The organism is Rhizobium sp. Root1220 (genome assembly GCF_001426265.1).
Taxonomy (GTDB): Bacteria; Pseudomonadota; Alphaproteobacteria; order Rhizobiales; family Rhizobiaceae; genus Rhizobium.
Window position 1 is genome coordinate 18,184 of sequence record NZ_LMDG01000037.1, and the last position, 16,923, is coordinate 35,106.

17 protein-coding genes and 1 pseudogene are annotated in these 16,923 nt (G+C 61.6%); 8 read left to right on the forward strand and 10 right to left on the reverse strand.

Going from position 1 to position 16,923, the window contains the following annotated elements; all coding sequences use genetic code 11:
- Positions 1–68: 68 nt before the first annotated feature.
- The 3 genes from ASC90_RS26310 to ASC90_RS26320 all read right to left on the reverse strand — a co-directional run bounded on the left by ASC90_RS26310 (position 69) and on the right by ASC90_RS26320 (position 3,792).
- Entirely contained in the window at positions 69–869 is an 801-nt protein-coding gene (locus ASC90_RS26310; RefSeq protein WP_056547345.1) for a hypothetical protein, read from the reverse strand.
- Positions 866–2,167 carry a hypothetical protein gene (locus ASC90_RS26315; RefSeq protein ID WP_056547348.1) on the reverse strand — a complete coding sequence of 434 codons (1,302 nt, stop codon included), beginning with the start codon at positions 2,165–2,167 and terminating at the stop codon, positions 866–868. Before ASC90_RS26315 ends, ASC90_RS26310 begins: the two co-directional genes overlap by 4 nt.
- A 104-nt stretch (positions 2,168–2,271) precedes the next feature.
- The gene (locus tag ASC90_RS26320; protein WP_056547351.1) at positions 2,272–3,792 is read right to left on the reverse strand and encodes a hypothetical protein; all 1,521 of its coding nucleotides are present in this window, start codon (positions 3,790–3,792) and stop codon (positions 2,272–2,274) included.
- 650 nt (positions 3,793–4,442) lie between these two features.
- Here ASC90_RS26320 and ASC90_RS26330 point away from each other — a divergent pair.
- Positions 4,443–5,045, forward strand: a complete 603-nt coding sequence (locus tag ASC90_RS26330) for a superoxide dismutase (protein ID WP_056547355.1) — start codon at positions 4,443–4,445, stop codon at positions 5,043–5,045.
- 123 nt (positions 5,046–5,168) lie between these two features.
- Here the strand turns inward: ASC90_RS26330 and ASC90_RS26335 are convergent, their stop codons facing one another.
- Positions 5,169–6,098 carry an AEC family transporter gene (locus ASC90_RS26335; RefSeq protein ID WP_056547357.1) on the reverse strand — a complete coding sequence of 310 codons (930 nt, stop codon included), beginning with the start codon at positions 6,096–6,098 and terminating at the stop codon, positions 5,169–5,171.
- Between the two features lie 43 nt (positions 6,099–6,141).
- Between ASC90_RS26335 and ASC90_RS28550 the strand changes: the two genes are divergently transcribed.
- The 3 genes and pseudogenes from ASC90_RS28550 (at position 6,142) to ASC90_RS26350 (ending at position 9,268) form a co-directional block, all read left to right on the forward strand.
- The gene (locus ASC90_RS28550) at positions 6,142–6,456 is read left to right on the forward strand and encodes a Fe-Mn family superoxide dismutase (protein ID WP_162246996.1); all 315 of its coding nucleotides are present in this window, start codon (positions 6,142–6,144) and stop codon (positions 6,454–6,456) included.
- 268 nt (positions 6,457–6,724) lie between these two features.
- Positions 6,725–8,220: pseudogene (locus ASC90_RS30420) on the forward strand (DUF1254 domain-containing protein).
- Between the two features lie 199 nt (positions 8,221–8,419).
- Entirely contained in the window at positions 8,420–9,268 is an 849-nt protein-coding gene (locus ASC90_RS26350; RefSeq protein WP_056547363.1) for a metallophosphoesterase, read from the forward strand.
- Here ASC90_RS26350 and ASC90_RS26355 read toward each other — a convergent pair.
- Positions 9,265–9,963 carry a YafY family protein gene (locus tag ASC90_RS26355; RefSeq protein WP_056547366.1) on the reverse strand — a complete coding sequence of 233 codons (699 nt, stop codon included), beginning with the start codon at positions 9,961–9,963 and terminating at the stop codon, positions 9,265–9,267. The genes ASC90_RS26350 and ASC90_RS26355 overlap by 4 nt on opposite strands.
- A 129-nt stretch (positions 9,964–10,092) precedes the next feature.
- Here ASC90_RS26355 and ASC90_RS26360 point away from each other — a divergent pair, with 129 nt between their 5' ends.
- The 4 genes from ASC90_RS26360 to ASC90_RS26375 all read left to right on the forward strand — a co-directional run bounded on the left by ASC90_RS26360 (position 10,093) and on the right by ASC90_RS26375 (position 13,529).
- Complete coding sequence (locus ASC90_RS26360; protein WP_056547369.1) at positions 10,093–10,731, forward strand: LysE family translocator; 639 nt, start codon at positions 10,093–10,095, stop codon at positions 10,729–10,731.
- 146 nt (positions 10,732–10,877) lie between these two features.
- Complete coding sequence (locus tag ASC90_RS26365; RefSeq protein WP_056547373.1) at positions 10,878–11,324, forward strand: cytochrome c; 447 nt, start codon at positions 10,878–10,880, stop codon at positions 11,322–11,324.
- Positions 11,325–11,422: 98 nt separating this feature from the next.
- Positions 11,423–12,337, forward strand: coding sequence for a cytochrome c (locus ASC90_RS26370; RefSeq protein WP_056547972.1), 915 nt, complete (start codon positions 11,423–11,425; stop codon positions 12,335–12,337).
- A gap of 208 nt (positions 12,338–12,545) precedes the next feature.
- A complete protein-coding gene (locus tag ASC90_RS26375) occupies positions 12,546–13,529 on the forward strand; it encodes a hypothetical protein (RefSeq protein WP_056547376.1) in 984 nt (327 codons plus the stop codon).
- A gap of 22 nt (positions 13,530–13,551) precedes the next feature.
- Here the strand turns inward: ASC90_RS26375 and ASC90_RS26380 are convergent, their stop codons facing one another.
- From ASC90_RS26380 to ASC90_RS26400, 5 genes are all read right to left on the reverse strand, one after another.
- Complete coding sequence (locus ASC90_RS26380) at positions 13,552–14,130, reverse strand: DJ-1/PfpI family protein (protein WP_056547379.1); 579 nt, start codon at positions 14,128–14,130, stop codon at positions 13,552–13,554.
- A gap of 38 nt (positions 14,131–14,168) precedes the next feature.
- Positions 14,169–14,663, reverse strand: a complete 495-nt coding sequence (locus tag ASC90_RS26385) for a GNAT family N-acetyltransferase (RefSeq protein ID WP_056547382.1) — start codon at positions 14,661–14,663, stop codon at positions 14,169–14,171.
- A 196-nt stretch (positions 14,664–14,859) separates the two neighbouring features.
- Entirely contained in the window at positions 14,860–15,411 is a 552-nt protein-coding gene (locus tag ASC90_RS26390) for a redoxin family protein (protein ID WP_082520056.1), read from the reverse strand.
- Between the two features lie 156 nt (positions 15,412–15,567).
- Entirely contained in the window at positions 15,568–16,284 is a 717-nt protein-coding gene (locus ASC90_RS26395) for a hypothetical protein (RefSeq protein WP_056547384.1), read from the reverse strand.
- 42 nt (positions 16,285–16,326) lie between these two features.
- Positions 16,327–16,899, reverse strand: coding sequence for a MarR family transcriptional regulator (locus ASC90_RS26400; RefSeq protein WP_244480456.1), 573 nt, complete (start codon positions 16,897–16,899; stop codon positions 16,327–16,329).
- Between the last annotated feature and the right edge of the window lie 24 nt (positions 16,900–16,923).

The following is a 16,923-nucleotide window of genomic DNA, read 5'->3' on the forward strand; positions in this document are numbered from 1 at the left end:
GCGAACTTTCCAAGCCATAGCGGAGGCGGAACAGTCCTGTGTGTGCCAGCGAAGGGCTTTCGCTGGGCCTATTTCGCTTTCTTCGCCACAGGCGAAAGGTTTGGCGTCGTCAGCGCGTATTGCTTCATCTCCTCTTGGGAGAGGTAGTAGAGCCGGTCGGGTGCCGTCTCCATCGCATGAATCCACAGCCCCGGCTTGATACCCATCGCGTCCAGATGGCGGGTAACGTCGGCGGTCATGCGTTGCGCTTCAGACATGGCGCGTTCCGCCGAAAGCCTTTCCGTGGTGCCGTTGAAGACCTGATGGACACCGATCACCGCGTCCTTGTCGGCGACGCGCATGATGCCGCCTGCCATGATGATCGGACACGAGGACGCGCACAACGCGCCGTCAGCCACCCGCGTTCCGATCCCGCGCTCGCGGATAAGTCTGGAGATTGCCAGCGCGTCGTCGATCGATCCGCCGGGCGAATCGAGCGCGACCGACTTCACGTATTCGCCGCGCGCGTCGATTTCGGCCTGAAAACGAGCCGCTGCGCCAGGCTCGATCGTGCCTCGTGCCAGCAGCACGCCGCCCTGCTGCAGTTCGAAGCGGACCGGCTTGGCGAGCACATCCGCGTCGCTGGTGATTTCGACCGGTGCGTTCTGCGGTTTTCCCTCTGTCAGCGCAGGTGGCAGCAGCGGCATGCTGCCGGGCATCGGATCGTAGCCTGGAAGCTTTCCATTCGCCGTGCTGATTTCATGCCAGTCGATAAGGACGAAAGCTATCGCCGCGGCGAGAAGCGCATGGAAGACGTGCCGCATCAGCGTGCCGTCGTCGGCCACCAGCACGTAATCCTTCAGCCGTTGCCCCGCCGTCTCGAACCTCATGCAGGTGGTCCCTTCCTGGGTCCCTTGCCGGATAGGTCAAGGCTAGCAACGTTCGATTGACCCGGCGTGGCTGCATCCTCGGCGTTGGCCAATGCCGTTCCGATATCGACGCCACGCTGCTGGATGGCGCGCTGCACTTCCAGCGCCTGCAGCAGTTCGGCAGCGGTGATCCGCTCAGCGAAGGGCAGGGTCTGTTCCTGGCGCCGCAGCGTCGAGTGCACGATCGACAGCATGAAGATCAGCACTGCAGGCAGGATGTCGATCGAGATCGCGCCGGCCCAGCTGGGAATGAAATCGGAGGCATAGCGCAGCACCGCTTCGGCCGATGAAAGCGGTACGAAGCGGCGTTCCGCCACCGGCGGGCGGGCGAGGATCTGCTCGGCGGCCTGGGACAGCACCTTCGATTGCGCGGCAACGGAAGACCGGATCGTCTCCATCACCTCGTCCTGCCGGTTGGCAAGATCCGCCTCCCGCCCGTCGGCAACCGGCGCGATGAAGCCGAGCGACAGATCCTCGGCCGCGCGCTTGACCGACGGCGCGATCGAGGTCTGCTCGAGCGAGGTGATGACGCCGGACAGCCCGACGACCTCGGCAGCGAACTGATCGGCGCGCGGGTCGATCGGTCCCGGCGCCGACACCAGTGTCCGCATCGTCTCCAGATGCTTGCGTCCTTCATCGAAAAGTGTCGTCACCCGCTCTCGCGAGGCGTTGATGCCGTTTTCGAGTTCGGTGAGTTGCGAGGCCATCTGCGAGAGAAGCTGGACGACGCTGCCGGCGCCGGTCGTGCCGGTGAGCGCTCCGGTCTCGCGTTCCTGGTCCGCAAGCCGCTGGAAGCGCTCCTGCGTTCGCTGGATATCGGGCAGCAGGCTCTGGGCGGCCAGCGCGTTCTGATGCGCCTGGTCGAGATCGGCGGTGTAGCCCTCTAGCGTTTCGGCAAGGTGCTGCTCAAGCGCGGCCGACCCGGCGAGCGCCGCTGCATTCAGCCAGCTCGACATGGCGATGATCATCATGCAGCCAAGCGCCATGACGCCCAGCATCTTGGCGCGTCCCGCCGCACCCGTCACATGCGGATAGAAGCGCGCCATGTAAGTCCAGAAGGCGTAGATCGCGACGGAGACGGCGCTGGAATAGATCAGCGCCGCAAAGAAGACGGCGGTGGCCGAACCGTCGAGGATGCTGCGCACGCCGAGATAGGTGTAGACGCCGGACGCGAGCGCCAGCACGGCGAGCGCAAACCGCGTCATGGTCTCGACGGCCTCGATGCCGTCCTGCAAGCGATGCGATGTGCCGAGCGCCATGGTCTCCTCCGGGCTAGCCCCTTAAGAAACCATTAGAATACCGGCAAAAGCAAGGCTTGGCACCGGGCTCGGATCATCCGGGCTGGACGCCGGTGCAGGTCGGCCTATTCGGCTGGCGTGATGCGAACGAATTCGGGTGTATCGGAGCTCAACGTCCCGCTTCCCGGACGCAGCGACTTTTCCGAGATGTCGATCAGCGGCGTATAGCTTGCCGATGGCATCCGGACGTCGTCGGTCTGCTCGTCGAGCGCACTGGAGGAGGAGACCGCGGATCGGTCGCTGCGAGCGACTTCGAGCTGTCCGGTCAGGATTGCCCGCTCGGCACGCAATTGGCGGATTTCCGACTTGGCGATCTCCAGGCTGGTACGCAACTGGCCGATCTCGTAGCGGTCCGAATCCATCCGCGTATCGATATCGCGCCGTAATGCATCGGTATCCCGGTCGCGCCGCACGCGAAGGCTCTCCGCCTCGCGCAGCTTTATTGTCAGCTCGTTGGCCTGCGAGGCGAGTTCGCGACGAGCGGTTTCGCTTTCGGTCCCCGAAACGCGCGCCCGCTTCAGTTCCTCGTCCAGACGCTCGGAGCGGGAAAGAGCCGTTACCAGATCCGATTTGACACGCTTGAGGTCGGTCCGTGCCGCCTGCAGTTCCTCGTCAGTCATCTTGTTGCGGCCGTTCGCCGTAAGCAGCAGCTTTTCGACCAGTTCGGCCTTCGAGCCAATCGCTTCGTGCCGTGTGGTCAGATGTGCGATCTCCAGCGCCGATGAGCCCTGCAGCGTCTCGAACTCGACTTCGAGGCGCTTGTGGCGCTCTTCGAAAAGCGACAGGTCCTGCTTGGTGTTCGCGACCGCCATCTGCAGATTGCGCACCATCGCTTCCTGTTCCAGCAGACGGCTCTTCAGGTGGCCACGCTCTTCGTTGAGGCGGGCCATCTCACGGGTCTGGACGCCATTTTCCCGCCGCGACGTTTCGATCAGCAACTGATGAGCGGTCGACTCGCTGTCGAGCCTTTCGCGCGTGGCGGACAGTTCACGGCTTCGCTGGTCGAGCTCCGACTGCGCACGCTTGAGAAGGGTCGCTGCCTCGTCGAACTGGATGGCTCGATCGCTAAGCTCACGCTCGGCATCGAGCAGCCGGTTCTCGATAATGGTGAATTCTTCGCGGGTGATCTTGTGAAGGCTCTGGAGCTTCGTCAGTTCGTCGCGCAGGGCGTCGATCTCGACGCGCAGCTGCGCGTTGTCGGTGCGAAAGTCCTTGTTGTCGGCCGCGAGACGAACATTGTCCTGATCGGCCTTCTGGCGAGCGTTGCTTTCATAGTCGAGGAGCGAGCTGATCCGTGCGCATTCGGCACGCAGCGAGCCAGTCTCGTTGAGTGACTGGCTGTGGGTGCCAAGCAGCGACGATACACGATCCTGCAGCGACGAGAGGCTGGAGAGCAGGTCTTCCGAGGTGCGCTGGTTCTCTTCCAGCGCGGAACCGAAGGCAGCGAAATCGTTGACGTCCGGGATGGCGTAGCGCACCGGCTCATCGGCGCCGGGGCGTTGTTCGGTGATCGATGCCGGTCGGTATCCGCTCGTCGGCAGCGACTTGCCGCCTTCTTCTCCGCGACGAAAAAAGCTCATGACCATGACGTGTGCCCCAAAGTACCCTGTCAAAACGCCGGCGAAATATGGATTTCAGCTAAATAAGCGAAGCCTATCGAAAATTGCTTTGATTCCGTAAACGCATGCTACCGGTTGCATCTAGGAACGGCTATGTGTAGCTGTCAAAATACGGCATGTGACAATCAACAGCTTTGATGATCGAACCTGTGATATTTGCGCAACAGGCGCTCGGATACGCTATTTTTCACGCAAGGCCGCATCTGGCAGCTCGCCAATTTGTCGCCGGGTTCGCCGGATTTCGTCTCGTTGTCATCGATGCGGAAGCAGCTGACGAAGCCGTTTGCCACCTCGGGCTTCCCGTCGCCGGCTCCATCCCGTAGTGCTCGCTGCCGAAGAAATCGACGACGGCATGCGCGTCGCCCGCTGCCCCCGGGCACCGAGCCCTGGAACGGAGTGCAAACATCCTTGCCACCCATCGTCGGTCCCGCTCTGGCGCCTGAGGCAGCAACCCGCACGGCGAGCGATTTGCGCCTTTGAAGCCAAGTCCTTAGCGCGGGTGAATTTTCCCCGCAGGCAACCTTTTTTGACATTTCGCCGGTTGCCTCGCGGGGCTTGCGCTCCTATGTTCCGCCACACCTGCCGATTACGCAAACTATTGCCAAAAGGAGACGACAATGGCTTTTGAATTGCCCGAACTTCCCTACGACTATGAAGCGCTTGTCCCGTTCATGTCGAAGGAAACCCTGGAGTTCCACCACGACAAGCACCACAAGGCCTATGTCGACAACGGTAACAAGCTCGCAGCCGAGGCAGGCCTCTCCGACCTCTCCGTAGAGGAAGTCGTCAAGAAGTCCTTCGGCACCAATGCCGGTCTCTTCAACAATGCTGCCCAGCACTACAACCACATCCATTTCTGGAAGTGGATGAAGAAGGGCGGCGGCGGCAACAAGCTGCCGGGCAAGCTCGAAGCGGCTGTCAACTCCGACCTCGGCGGCTATGACAAGTTCAAGGCCGACTTCGTTGCCGCTGGCACGACCCAGTTCGGCTCGGGCTGGGCCTGGCTCTCCGTCAAGAACGGCAAGCTGGAAATCTCCAAGACCCCGAACGGCGAGAACCCGCTCGTTCACGGCGCCAGCCCGATCCTCGGCGTCGACGTATGGGAGCACTCCTACTACATCGACTACCGCAACGCCCGTCCGAAGTACCTCGAGGCTTTCGTCGACAGCCTGATCAACTGGGACTACGTCCTGGAGCGCTACGAAGCCGCTGCCAAGTAAGCGGTTTTCGCGAGAGAGCATTTCAATCACCCGGCGCGGCGAAGCGTCGGGTGTTTTTGTTTGGGGTCACGCGGGATCGTTTGCGTGGTCGGAACGCCGTTTTGCCGCTCCGGCCGAGAAGCATCATGCAAGCAGCGCGACCAGCGGTAGCGTCAGCACCGACAGGATCGTCGAACTTAGGACCAGCGCCGACGCGAGTTCCGCATCGCCTCCGAAGCGGGTGGCGAAGGCGACGGCGAGCGGCGAGGCCGGCAATGCCGCAAGCAGCAGGGTGACCTCGTGGTCCAGGCGCGGCGGCGCCAACAGCCAGAGCAGCAGCAGCACGAACAGAGGCTTGCCGATCAGCTGGATCAATTGGCTGATCGCGATCAGCGGCAGCAGCCGGCGCCAGTCCACATTCGTCAGGCTGAGGCCGGTCACCATCGCGGCGAGAAAGGGCAGGGACGCTCCCGTCAGCGTTAGTGCGCCGAACAATGGGGCGGCTGCCGAGCTGGTTGTCGTGATGCCGGACAGGCTCCAGGCGATCCCGAGCAGGAGCGCGATCACCACCGGGGTCAGGAGGAAATTGAGAACGCCGCCCGGGCGCTGGCCGCCGGACCGCATGCCGATCCAGAGGCCCAGCGTATTGTTGGGGACGCCGACGCCGAACTGGCCGATCACCATCCCCATGCCGAGCACGGCGCGGCTGCCATGGAAGACGATATCGAGCAGCGCATTGCCGATCAGCGAGGTCGATCCGAAGCTCGACGTCAGGGTGAAGCCGCCGAGCGCGGCGCGGTCCAGCCTGAGGGCGCTTCCGATCAGCGCAGAGACCGCCAGCGCGACGCATTCGGCGGCGCCGATGACCGCGGCCATTTCGAGGAAGTCCAGCTGTTCCCGGGCGCGCGCCACATAGCAGAAGATCATCGCCGGCAGCACGCCCTCGGTGATAACGGCGGAAATCGATGCCCCCTGCGCGCGCGCCAACACGCCGCGATACCTGAGCCACAGGGTGATGCCGATCATCAGCAGGAAGATCACGACAAAGGATCCCACTGCGCCGGCCAGCCCCATTTGCCTCTCCCCTGGCTGCCCGTTATGGACGCAGCCACCCCCGATGAATCGAGCGGTCCGTGGTACGGCCTGGCGTTCCAGCGCTTCTGCACGTCTGGAAGGCGACGGCTCCGCGTCCGCATATTTTAGAGTGAACCACTTCGGCGGCAATGTGAAGAAGGCCGATATCATCGACGTCACGACGCAGTTCGGCTCCGGCTGGGCATGGCTCTCCCAAGCTGGAAATCTCCAAGACTCCGAACGGCGAAAACGCGCTGGTTCACGTCGCCCGATCCTCGGCGTCGACGTCTGGGAGCACTCCCACTACCTCGACTACCGCAACGCTCGTCCGAAGTACCTCGAAGCCGTTTCCAGGTAAGCGCTTTTCGCGAGAGCGAATTTCAAGCACCCGGCAGCGCGAAGCGTCGGGTGTTTTTGTTTGTGGGAGTGTTGGCGCGTGTTCTGCACGATAGAGACGCAGTTTTGGCGGCTTGCGGCCCACCGCAGACTTATGAAAGTGTCTGAGGCGCAGTGCCGTCATTTGCGCCTGCATTTACTGTAACGTACTTCCATGTCGGCCCTCTTCCATCTTCTATTAGCGAGACGTTAACGCCGCAGAGCGGCTAACCCCGGCTAGGAGATATACGATGTTGAGATTGCAGTTCCGCGCGGCAACTGCCGCCTCGTTCGTCGGACTTGCGGTCACAGTTGGCCTCCCGACCAAAGCTCAGGAAACCACCAGCCAGATTCCGCCCCTGATGGAGCAGATCAACAAGGGAAACTGGCTGCCGCAACAGGAAGCCGAGCAGCTTCGTGACGAGTTTTACTATCAGAACGCCGTGCAAGCTTACATCCTGACGATCCCGATCCTCAATACCGTCGGCATGAAAGATGGCTCTGAAGCCGCGTTCGGGGCGGGATACAATGTGCTGCCGATCTGGAAGGATCGCATGGATAGCCGCGCTTGGGTTCCGACGCCAAATGCCGACGTCATCTATTCAATGAGCTATCTGGACCTGAAGAAGGATGGTCCTCTCGTCGTTGCAGCACCGCCGAACGTCATCGGCATGTTCACCGACTTCTTCCAACGGACAATCACGGATGTCGGCGCAATCGGTCCGGACGGGGCGAAGGGCGGTCTCTACCTGCTCCTGCCCCCAGACTACGATGGTGAGGTGCCCAAGGGCTATTTCGCCTTCAAATCGCCCACTTATAACGTGTTCCTGTTCTTCCGCACCATCATGCCCAAAGGCGAGAATGGGCCAGATCCAGTACCTGCGGTGGCAAACGCAGAGCGCACCCGTGTCTATCCGCTTTGGTCACCGGAGAAGGACGTCAAGGCGATGGAGTTTCCGAATGGAAGCGGCAAGCAGTCAATATGATGTACCCGACCGGCAGCACGTACTGGGCGAAGCTCAAGGCGTTCGTCGACTACGAGCCCGTTGCGTCCATCGATCCGGTAACGCGCGGTGTTCTTGCCTCCATCGGCTTGGTCAAGGGTGCCCCATTCGAGCCCACCGACAAGCAGAACGCGGCCCTGCAAAAGGCAGTTGAGACCGCGCCGAAAATGGTCTTGGCGAGCCGCCAGCTCGGTCGTCCCGACAAGCGCGATCTCTACTACAAGGACCGGCAGTACCAGAACACCTGGGCGGGTGCCACCGCCGAGTGGATGCAGGACAGCTATCTCGATATCATCCAGCGTGCCTCTTATTTCCAGATCGCCTATTCGTCAGCCCCTGCCATGGTTATGCGCACGCTCGACGCAGGATCGAAATACCCGTTTGCGACACGGGATGCAGACGGCGATTTCCTGGACGGCTCGAAGTCCTACAGGCTGCACCTGCCGCCACATCCGCCAGCCGCGCTCTTTTGGGCAGTGACGGCGTACAACATTACGGACGGCACGATGACGGCGGCAGAGCAGCTCATGCCTTCGATCAATGCCTTCAACAAGGTGAAAACCAATGGTGACGGATCGGTCGATCTGTTCTTCGGGCCAAGCAAACCCGTAGAAGCGCCGGAGTCAAACTGGATTCAGACGGTCGACGGCCGCAACTTCCTTGCCGCCCTGCGCCTCTACGGAACGGGCGTCGAGTTCTTCGATCAGAGTTGGAAACCGGATGATCTGGTGAAGCTGAAGTAGCATCTCAGCTGGATGCCCAGGATTTTCGACGGATCATCTAGTGGCGGCGCAAAGTTCCCATGACGCTCTGTCAGAAAAACACCTTACAGTCGCCGCCGCATGCTTCTGCTCGCGCCGCCGCTTGCAACGGGTGCCACGACACCAATCCACCGCCTGCACCCGTCACAAGCCTGTCATTCCCAACGCCTAAAGCACCCCCATGACATCCTCTTCCGAACTTCCCCTTTTCCGTTTCGGCGTCGTCGCAGACCCGCAATATGCGGCTATTGCACCCCATGCCGGGATGGACCGCTACTACGCCAACAGTCTAGCGAAGCTCGGCGATGCCATCGAGGTGTTCAATGGCGAGGACCTGAGCTTTGTCGTGACGCTCGGCGATATCGTCGACCGCGATTTCGATAGCTTCAACGACATCCTGCCGGTTTACGGGAAGCTGAAGCACGAGAGCCTCTTCCTGCTTGGCAACCATGATTTCTCCGTAGCGCCCGAGCATCTGGCGCATGTCGCCGCCCGCCTCGGGCTGCCGGCACCCTATTACAGTTTCGTGCGCCACGGTTGGCGCTTTGTCGTGCTGAACGGCAACGAGGTCAGCACCTTCGCCCCGCCGGAAGGTCATCCCAATCGCGATATCGCAGCCCGGAGGTTGGCGGAATTGCAGGCCATCGGCGCGATCAATGCCAACGCCTGGAATGCCATGGCAAGCGACGAGCAGTTCGCCTGGCTCGCCGACGAGATCGAGGCGGCACGCAAGGACAACCAGCGCGTCATCGTCATGAACCACTACCCGGTGTATCCGCCCGACCGGCACGACTGCTGGGACCGCGAGCGCATCATCGACCTGCTCTCGGCCCATGACCACGTCGCCGCCTATCTCAACGGTCACAACCACGTGGGAAACTACGGCGAAACCGGCGGCTGCCACTTCGTCAATTTCAAGGGCATGGTCGACACCGAGACCGAGAACGCCTTCGCGATCGTCGAGATCTGGGCGGACCGCATCGAAATCCGCGGCTTTGGCCGCGAGGACAGCCGCACGCTCGGGTTTTAGCCGTTGGCGGCTGCTCGTTCGGTCCAGCCCGACGTCCAGAGATCCCGCAACCGGTCGCCTTCACCCTTGAAATGGTCCTGGCCTATCTCGCAGCGCTCCACCCGGTCGCTGCGAAAATTGCGGATCGCCTGCCGCAGGTCGCACCAGGCGACGATGTTGGCGGTCTGCGAATAGTAGATGAGGGCAATTGGTCGAATGGTGCGCTCGCTGGCGCGGCCGCGCTCGTCGCGATAGTCCAGCGTCAGCTTCTGTTCGTCGCGGATAGCGCGTCGAACCACGCCGAGATCAAAGCCCGAGGGCGCCTGTGCGACTGATCCCCAGGCATAGAGCGCCTTGCCGTCCATCGCCCGCCGCAGGGGTGCGGGCACGGCGCCGGCGATCTTCTGGTTGACGCGTCTGGCGGCCTGCTTCAGCTCCTGGTCGCCGGTGCGCTCCAGCAGCGCCAGCGACAGCACGATCGCTTCCATCTCCTCGATCGAGAACATCAGCGGCGGCAGGTCGAAGCCGGGCCGCATGATGTAACCGATGCCTCGGCCGCCCTCGATCGGAACGCGCATCGCCTGCAGGGCCGCGATGTCGCGATAGATCGAACGCACGGTCACCTCGAGCGTTTCGGCCATGGCAGCCGCCGTCATCGGCTTACGGGCAAGCCGCAGAATCTGGATGATCTCGAACAGCCGAGAAGCCTTGCGCATTTTCTTGCCCTCACTGTCAACGCTCCTGACAATACACTGTCAGTTGGGTCCGCGTATGGATTTTTCTATCGAATTGAAAATCAACAATGTCTGAGATTTATACCTCGGATCCTGCGACAGGCAACTGACATGACTTACAGCGAAAACCTCTGGCTTTATTTCACCCTTCTTTTCGGCATCATCATCGTTCCCGGCATGGACATGCTTTTCGTGCTCGCCAACTCGCTGACCGGCGGCAGGCGCACCGGCATGGCGGCCACCGCCGGTATCATGGCCGGCGGGGCGGTGCACTCGCTGTACGGCGCGATCGGCGTCGGGATACTGGCGACGCTTTTGCCGACGCTCTTCAATCCGCTGCTTTTCGCTGGCGCTGCCTACATGGCCTGGATTGGCTACAGCCTTGTCCGCAGTTCCATCGTTGTCGGCGCGGTCGATGCCGCCGGCGCCCGCTCCGGCTGGCGGGCGTTCCGACAAGGCGCTGCGACCTGCCTGATGAACCCGAAGGCTTATCTCTTCATGCTCGCTGTCTACCCTCAGTTCCTGAAGCCGACCTACGGTCCGATCTGGGTGCAGGGCCTCGTCATGGGGCTGATGACGATGGCCACGCAGGCCGCGATTTATGGTACGTTGGCGCTTACGGCTGCACGAAGCCGCGCGCTGCTGATCTCGAATCCGCAGACGACGATTCTTGTCGGAAGGATCGCAGGCGGACTGCTGATTGTCGTCTCGCTTCTCACGGCGTGGCATGGGTGGCGTGTGCCGGCGTGAGGAATGCCGTGCGAGACGGCCGGATGCACAGATCGGTTGTGATGTCACCCATTTGTTACTTCTTAGGTGATAGAAATTTGCCATGATGCCACCGTTCCGCCAAGCGCCGGGCTTTGCGGATATTGTTATCGAATAGGAGTGGAGACATGAGACTGAAAGCTATCGCCGCGGCAGTGCTTGTCGCCGGGCTGGGGGTAACTGCTGCGTTCGCCGCCGAAGACGGTACGCATGACGCACGCATCGCGTTGATGAAGAAGATCGGTGGTGCCGCCGGCGCCCTCTCAGCAATCGCCAAGGGCGAGAAACCCTATGACGCTGATGCGGTCAAGGCTGCCCTGACGACCATTGCGGAAACCGCGAAGGTCTTTCCGGATCAATTCAAGCCGGGCACCGAGACCGGTGACAAGGAAGCCAGCCCGAAGATCTGGGAAAACATGGACGACTTCAAGGCCCGCGCCCTGAAGCTCTCCACCGACGCAAGCACGGAAATAGCCCAGCTCCCGTCCGATGCGGCGGCGGTCGGCGCTGCGTTGAAGACGCTCGGCGGTAATTGCGGCAGCTGTCATGAGAGATACCGCCTCAAGGTCGACTAGTCTCCGCAGCCTTCCAAATCGTGCGATCCGCTCCGGCCTTGCCGTCGAGGCGGATCGCTTTATGTGAAAAGATGCGGATCGGCAAAAGGGAGCGGCGCATGGTCCGCAGGTTCATACGGTTTCTGCTCTGTCTCGTCGGCATCGTCTTCATCGGCGGAGGTGTTTTTTATTTCATTACGGCGCCCAACCCGCTGCCTGAAAGCCACTGGGCCGGCCTGGGGACGCCCGACACAAAGAATGGCGAGATGGTTTTCTGGGCAGGCGGCTGTGTCAGCTGTCATGCCACCCCTGGCTCAGAAGGTGACGCGAAGCTGACGCTCGCGGGCGGTCTCGCACTGAAAAGCCCCTTTGGTACCTTCCATGTCCCGAACATCTCGCCGGACGAGAAGGCCGGCATTGGCTCCTGGACGCTGGCGCAATTCGGCAATGCGATGAAACGCGGTGTGGCGGCGAATGGCGAGCATCTCTACCCGTCCTTCCCGTACGGCTCATACACACGGATGACCGACAAGGACGTCAACGACCTGTTCGGTTACTTGAAAACCTTGCCGAAAAGCAGCAACGTCGCCCCGCCGCACGATCTGCCGTTCCCGTTCAACATCCGCCTCGCGCTTGGCGGCTGGAAATTCCTGTATTTCAATGACCAGCCACGCGTCGTGATCGCGAATGCCGACGATACGATCAAACGCGGGCAATACCTAGTGGAAGGTCTGGGCCACTGCGGCGAATGCCATACCCCGCGCGATTTTCTTGGCGGTTTCCAGAGCAATATGTGGCTGGCCGGCGCGCCGAATCCGGAAGGGCCGGGCAGAATTCCGGACATTACACCCGGGTCGAAAGCCGTGGGCTCCTGGACCCAGGAGGATATCGCCAGCTATCTCGAAACCGGCTTCACGCCCGATTTCGACTCCGCCGGTGGCTCGATGGCCGAGGTGCAGCGAAACGTCGCACATCTGCCCAAGTCTGACCTCGAGGCGATCGCCGCCTACCTGAAGGCGGTGCCGAAGCACTGACAGGCGATATCAATCTATCTGTTGCTGCCAAGGCAATACATGCCGAGAGAGCCGGGCGCGCTTGTCGGCGGCCTATTGTTTTAGCAACTTCTTAAAAATGCCGCATTGCAGCATAGCATCAGGGACCGTGCGATCTGCATGTCTTTGACGAGCCTTCCGAGGTCCGTTTCCGAACGACGCCTAACACGTCTTCTGAAAGGATAACTGCATGAATGGCCTGCAAGCTGCCCACCCAAGTAAAGTCGCTCCCGCAAAGGATCTGGAAACGATCGCCCGAAAGGGCGGAAGGCTCCGGCGAATGGCTGTACGAATACCGACCTACCTGGCCGATGTTCGCGAGAACCCCGCCTGGCTGCCGATGTTCCTGTTGGCGCGAACCATGGCGGCGCGGCGCGCCCATTGGTTGACGGCGCGACCAAGCAATGGCGCGATCGAGGGACTTCCCACCATCTTCGAAGGGCTGGATGTAGATGCCGCCGTCGAGGCTTTGAGGCGGGATGGGGTTTTTCCAGGACTGGTGTTGCCGAACGCGATCACCAACGAGATAGCAAGATTTGCCGATGAAACGCCGTGCTTCGGCAATTTCGATCGGCGGATCGAGTTCCGGGCCTCCGAACACCGCGCCGCGGAGGACCGATGTGGCCGCCCGATTCTCAGCGGACATCACTTTGAGCGGGCACTCGATTGCCCGGCGGTGCTGGCGGTCCAGCGCGAACCGTTGCTGTCCGAGATTGCCCGGCGCTATCTCGGCGCCCAGGCACGGCTGATTACAACACGCATCTGGTGGAGCTTCCCGACGAGAGCCAGCGAGGCCGACCGGCGTCTCGCCTCGCTCGACAAATACCACTTCGATCTCGACGACTGGCGGATGCTGAAGTTCTTCTTCTATCTCGTCGATGTCGATGAAGGCACGGGCCCGCATGTCTACGTTCGCGGCAGCCACAACAAGCGGCGGGTGAAGCATCAGCTGACACTTTTGGTCGGGCATCCGGCAAACGAGATTCTGGATTTTTATGGGAAGGACAGCCCTGTGACAATGACGGGCGATGCGGGCTTTGGCTTCGTCGAAGACCCGTTTGGCTTTCACATGGGAACGGTTGCGAGGACGAAACCACGCCTGATGATGGAGGTCGGATTCGGTGTCTCGAAGGCCTCGCGGCGGCGTTTCCACGGCGAACCCGTGCTGCGCTAGCGTCAGGCGGCGTGGGCTGTGCCTAGGCCGCCTTCAGCCGATGCTCGGCGCCGAACAGCAGGACGTACTGATCGAGTTCGTCCCCGCCGAGCCCGAGGGCGCGATAGATCTCTGCCGCAAAGGTCATCGGTGCCGAACCCGGGGCCGTGATCAGCCTTCCGTCGCGCACCGCCTGTGGCGTGTCCCGATAGTGCGCCTGACCGGCATAGCCCTCGGCACCGGCAAGGAAGTCCGGTGCATTGCTGGTATGGGCAGCCGCATTGAGAGCACCAGCGCGTGCAAGTGCAAGCGTTGCGCCGCAAATTCCGGCTACGAGTGTTCCGTGATCGAGGAAGTCGTTGATGACGGGTTTCATGTCGGGTGCCTGTTCCGTCTCCCAGATCGTTCCGCCGCAGACGACAAGAGCGTCGAAGGCGTCGCCATGCAGCCTCTCGACAGCGGTATCCGCCGTCACCCGCATTCCGCCCATCGAACGCACTTCGACCCCCTGGGGCGTCGCCGTCACCACGTCAAAGCCGAAGTGGGAGCGCGCTGACGCCGTCAGCAGCGCAACCTCCCAGTCGGCGAATCCTTCAGTCAGCACGATAGCAAGTCGTGTCATGGTCTTGTTCCTCAAGCAGGATGGGCGGTCACTGCCGCCTATGCCAGAGCCTGCATATAGCGCATGCCGGTGACCGGGCGAGGGACGAAGTCCATGTTCTCGTAGAAGCGATGCGCCTGCACATTGCCAGTGGCAGCGCTGACCGAGAGGTAGCCGCAGCCGGCGTTTCGAGCCGTCTCGCGAGCGCGATTGACGAGATGCTGTCCGACGCCGTGACCGCGATGGCCATCGCGCACGAAAAGGTGATGGAGATCCATGCCGCGCGTACCTTCCTGCGCCCTGTAGAGCGGCACGAGGATGGCGTAGCCGATCAGTCCGTCGTCGGTCTCGGCGACAAGCGCGGTGATCCAGGGCAGGGGGCCGAACAGATCGCGCTCCAACTGCTCCGCCGTCGATGCAGCGACATCGCCGTGGTGCCGGGCAAGCAGGGTGATCATGTCGCTGAGTTCGGGAAGATCGCGCGGCTTTGCGGTGCGGATATTGATCACCGGCGGGCGCATCAATGAGACTTCGCTGTCTTCGATTTCAATCATGGTCTTCGCGTCCTTGTGTGGTGTTCTGCCGTCAGGACGCTGCCGATACAACAAAGCCGCCTGACGGCGGCTTGTTGACAATATGATCTGTCCAGCCGCCCCTTACAGGTACAGCCAAAAATACGAGCTGGTGATGTGCGCGTTCTTGATCATGCAGGATACATTCTCCAGAACGCGCCGTTTGTCAATGGCTGCTTCACGCAGCGTCGGGGGATACCGCACAGCGCCCGTCTTCACAGCCGCCCGCGACTGCTTCGTCCGTTGCGTCGGAGACGGGTTGCGCGAGCGCCATGGCTATGCGGGCGCCGACCGCCATGTCGTCTTCAACGCCGAAAGCCTGATGCAGGATCGTTCCGTCGCGCCCGATGAGCACGGAGGAGGGCGTGCCGCGAAGGCCGTAGCGGCGCATCGTCACCGGGATATCGGAGGTGCCGTCCGCCCGGTCGACGCCGACCGGCGACGTGATGCGGTACTCGTGGATAAATGCCTTCAGGGTCACAGGCGTCATTGCCGCATGGTGTTCGAAGACCGTGTGCAGGCCGATCACTTGCAGGTCGGAATTGGTGAACAGGCGTTCGATCCGCCGCACCTGCGGCAGGCTCTCGGCCACGCAGCCCGGGCAGAGCAATTGGAAGCTGTGCAGGAAGACAACCTTGCCCCGCAAGGCTTCGAGCGTGAGTGGCTTTGCCGTATTGAACCATTCGCTGACCGCAAGCTCGGGCGCGATCTGAATATTCTGCTTGGACATGTCACTGATCCTTTCGCGAGGTCGATCCATCCCGGGCGTGCATGTTGCATCTCATGCCGGCTGCGGAGTATGGCTCGCTGGTTTTCTCTTTTCGGATTGCCTGGAGAGGGGAACATGCCGGTTCGGCGATGGCAGCTGCCGAACCGGCGCCTTGCTTCAGTTGGCAGGGACCACCTTGCCGGGCAGGCTGAGATTGCCCGAGGCGACCTTGAAGACGTTATCGACGCACAGCAGCGGTGAATGCAGGTTGCCGTTGATCTTGAGTCCCGCGGTAACGCCGTCATACGACGCCCCGGCAATGCCGCCGATCAGCTTCAGCGGAATCGAGACATCCACGGTATTGCCCTTGAGGGCCGTAGGATATTCGGGGCTATCGATCAGCAGCGGCACGCCGGGCCAGGTTTCCGGCAGCTTCGGCTTGGCGTCTTTCGGGATGTCGGTGACCTTGAGACCGCCGGCGCAGGCCTTGTCTTCATTCAAAACGACCCAATGCGGATGCCAGACGGAGCGGTTCTTTTTGCCGTAGGCGGCATCGTCGAAGTCGGGATGGAAGGTGACCGCCAGCGCGACGATACCCTGGTCTTTGTCGAAGCCGATATCGCCGCTGTTCAGCGATGTCGGCCACACATAGGCGTAGACACCCGAACCCTCGAATTTGCCGGTCGTCTCGGGCTTTTCGGCTCCGGCTTCACCACGCACGCGAGTCGAAAAAATTGCCGTGTCCTTGCTTGTCACGATACGCGTCTCGATGATGTCGAACGCTGCCTTCACGGATTCGCTCGCCTCTGCGGTGACCGGATGGGCATTTGCGCTTCCTACCCAAAGGGAGAGCGCTCCGGCAGCGATGGCGCCGGTCAAAAGTTGCTTTAACATGTTGCTTTCCTTCTGTTTTCCTTGTTGCCTGGAGAGTTTTGCCTATCCTCTTTGAAAGGCGTCCCAGGTGGCAGCCCGGGTTGCCGGATCGGCAGCTTCATGCTCGCGACAATCGATGCGAAACTCGCTTTGGCCGAAGGCCGCGTTCACGAAATCACAGTGGTGCGGCTTTACCGCACCGTTATGCAGGTAGGGCCGGAAATACCGGCAGGTGGCGCACATGCGCTGTATTGGAATTGCGTCGGCTTCCTGAAGATGCCGGATCATCGTCACCAGCGACATCAGAAGATCCTCCTGAGCTTGCGCCGGCAGGGCGCGTGCCGCGGCGGTCGCGGAGCCCTCTACCGTGTTGGCTGCGCTCAATGCCGCGCGCCCCTCTGCGGTGATGCCGATCGTGGCCGAGCGTTTGTCGTCTGCGGAGGTTGTCTTGGCGATGAAGCCCTTTCGTTCAAGCGCCAGTATCGAATCTGTCGCCGTTGGCTGCGATACGCCGAGATAGTTGGCAATTTCCTTCACCCTTGAGATCGCTTCGCGCCCGGCAAGGTAATCAAGGATAGCGAGCTGCGTCGGCTTCAGGCCGGTTGCCTCGGCCTTTGCCCACTCATCGCTGCGCATGACCATTGCCAGCCGCGCGAGTCC

Excerpts from the sequence above, each read along its gene's own strand:
- ASC90_RS26385 (WP_056547382.1), bottom strand. The coding sequence starts at position 14,663 with ATGATTGAAATCGAAGACAGCGAAGTCTCATTGATGCGCCCGCCGGTG.
- ASC90_RS26355 (WP_056547366.1), bottom strand. The coding sequence starts at position 9,963 with ATGCGCAAGGCTTCTCGGCTGTTCGAGATCATCCAGATTCTGCGGCTT.
- ASC90_RS26315 (WP_056547348.1), bottom strand. The coding sequence starts at position 2,167 with ATGGCGCTCGGCACATCGCATCGCTTGCAGGACGGCATCGAGGCCGTC.
- ASC90_RS26350 (WP_056547363.1), top strand. The coding sequence starts at position 8,420 with ATGACATCCTCTTCCGAACTTCCCCTTTTCCGTTTCGGCGTCGTCGCA.
- ASC90_RS26320 (WP_056547351.1), bottom strand. The coding sequence starts at position 3,792 with ATGGTCATGAGCTTTTTTCGTCGCGGAGAAGAAGGCGGCAAGTCGCTG.
- ASC90_RS26370 (WP_056547972.1), top strand. The coding sequence starts at position 11,423 with ATGGTCCGCAGGTTCATACGGTTTCTGCTCTGTCTCGTCGGCATCGTC.
- ASC90_RS26395 (WP_056547384.1), bottom strand. The coding sequence starts at position 16,284 with ATGTTAAAGCAACTTTTGACCGGCGCCATCGCTGCCGGAGCGCTCTCC.
- ASC90_RS26400 (WP_244480456.1), bottom strand. The coding sequence starts at position 16,899 with ATGCGCAGCGATGAGTGGGCAAAGGCCGAGGCAACCGGCCTGAAGCCG.
- ASC90_RS26335 (WP_056547357.1), bottom strand. The coding sequence starts at position 6,098 with ATGGGGCTGGCCGGCGCAGTGGGATCCTTTGTCGTGATCTTCCTGCTG.
- ASC90_RS26380 (WP_056547379.1), bottom strand. The coding sequence starts at position 14,130 with ATGACACGACTTGCTATCGTGCTGACTGAAGGATTCGCCGACTGGGAG.
- ASC90_RS26360 (WP_056547369.1), top strand. The coding sequence starts at position 10,093 with ATGACTTACAGCGAAAACCTCTGGCTTTATTTCACCCTTCTTTTCGGC.
- ASC90_RS26375 (WP_056547376.1), top strand. The coding sequence starts at position 12,546 with ATGAATGGCCTGCAAGCTGCCCACCCAAGTAAAGTCGCTCCCGCAAAG.
- ASC90_RS26365 (WP_056547373.1), top strand. The coding sequence starts at position 10,878 with ATGAGACTGAAAGCTATCGCCGCGGCAGTGCTTGTCGCCGGGCTGGGG.
- ASC90_RS26390 (WP_082520056.1), bottom strand. The coding sequence starts at position 15,411 with ATGTCCAAGCAGAATATTCAGATCGCGCCCGAGCTTGCGGTCAGCGAA.
- ASC90_RS26310 (WP_056547345.1), bottom strand. The coding sequence starts at position 869 with ATGAGGTTCGAGACGGCGGGGCAACGGCTGAAGGATTACGTGCTGGTG.
- ASC90_RS28550 (WP_162246996.1), top strand. The coding sequence starts at position 6,142 with ATGAATCGAGCGGTCCGTGGTACGGCCTGGCGTTCCAGCGCTTCTGCA.
- ASC90_RS26330 (WP_056547355.1), top strand. The coding sequence starts at position 4,443 with ATGGCTTTTGAATTGCCCGAACTTCCCTACGACTATGAAGCGCTTGTC.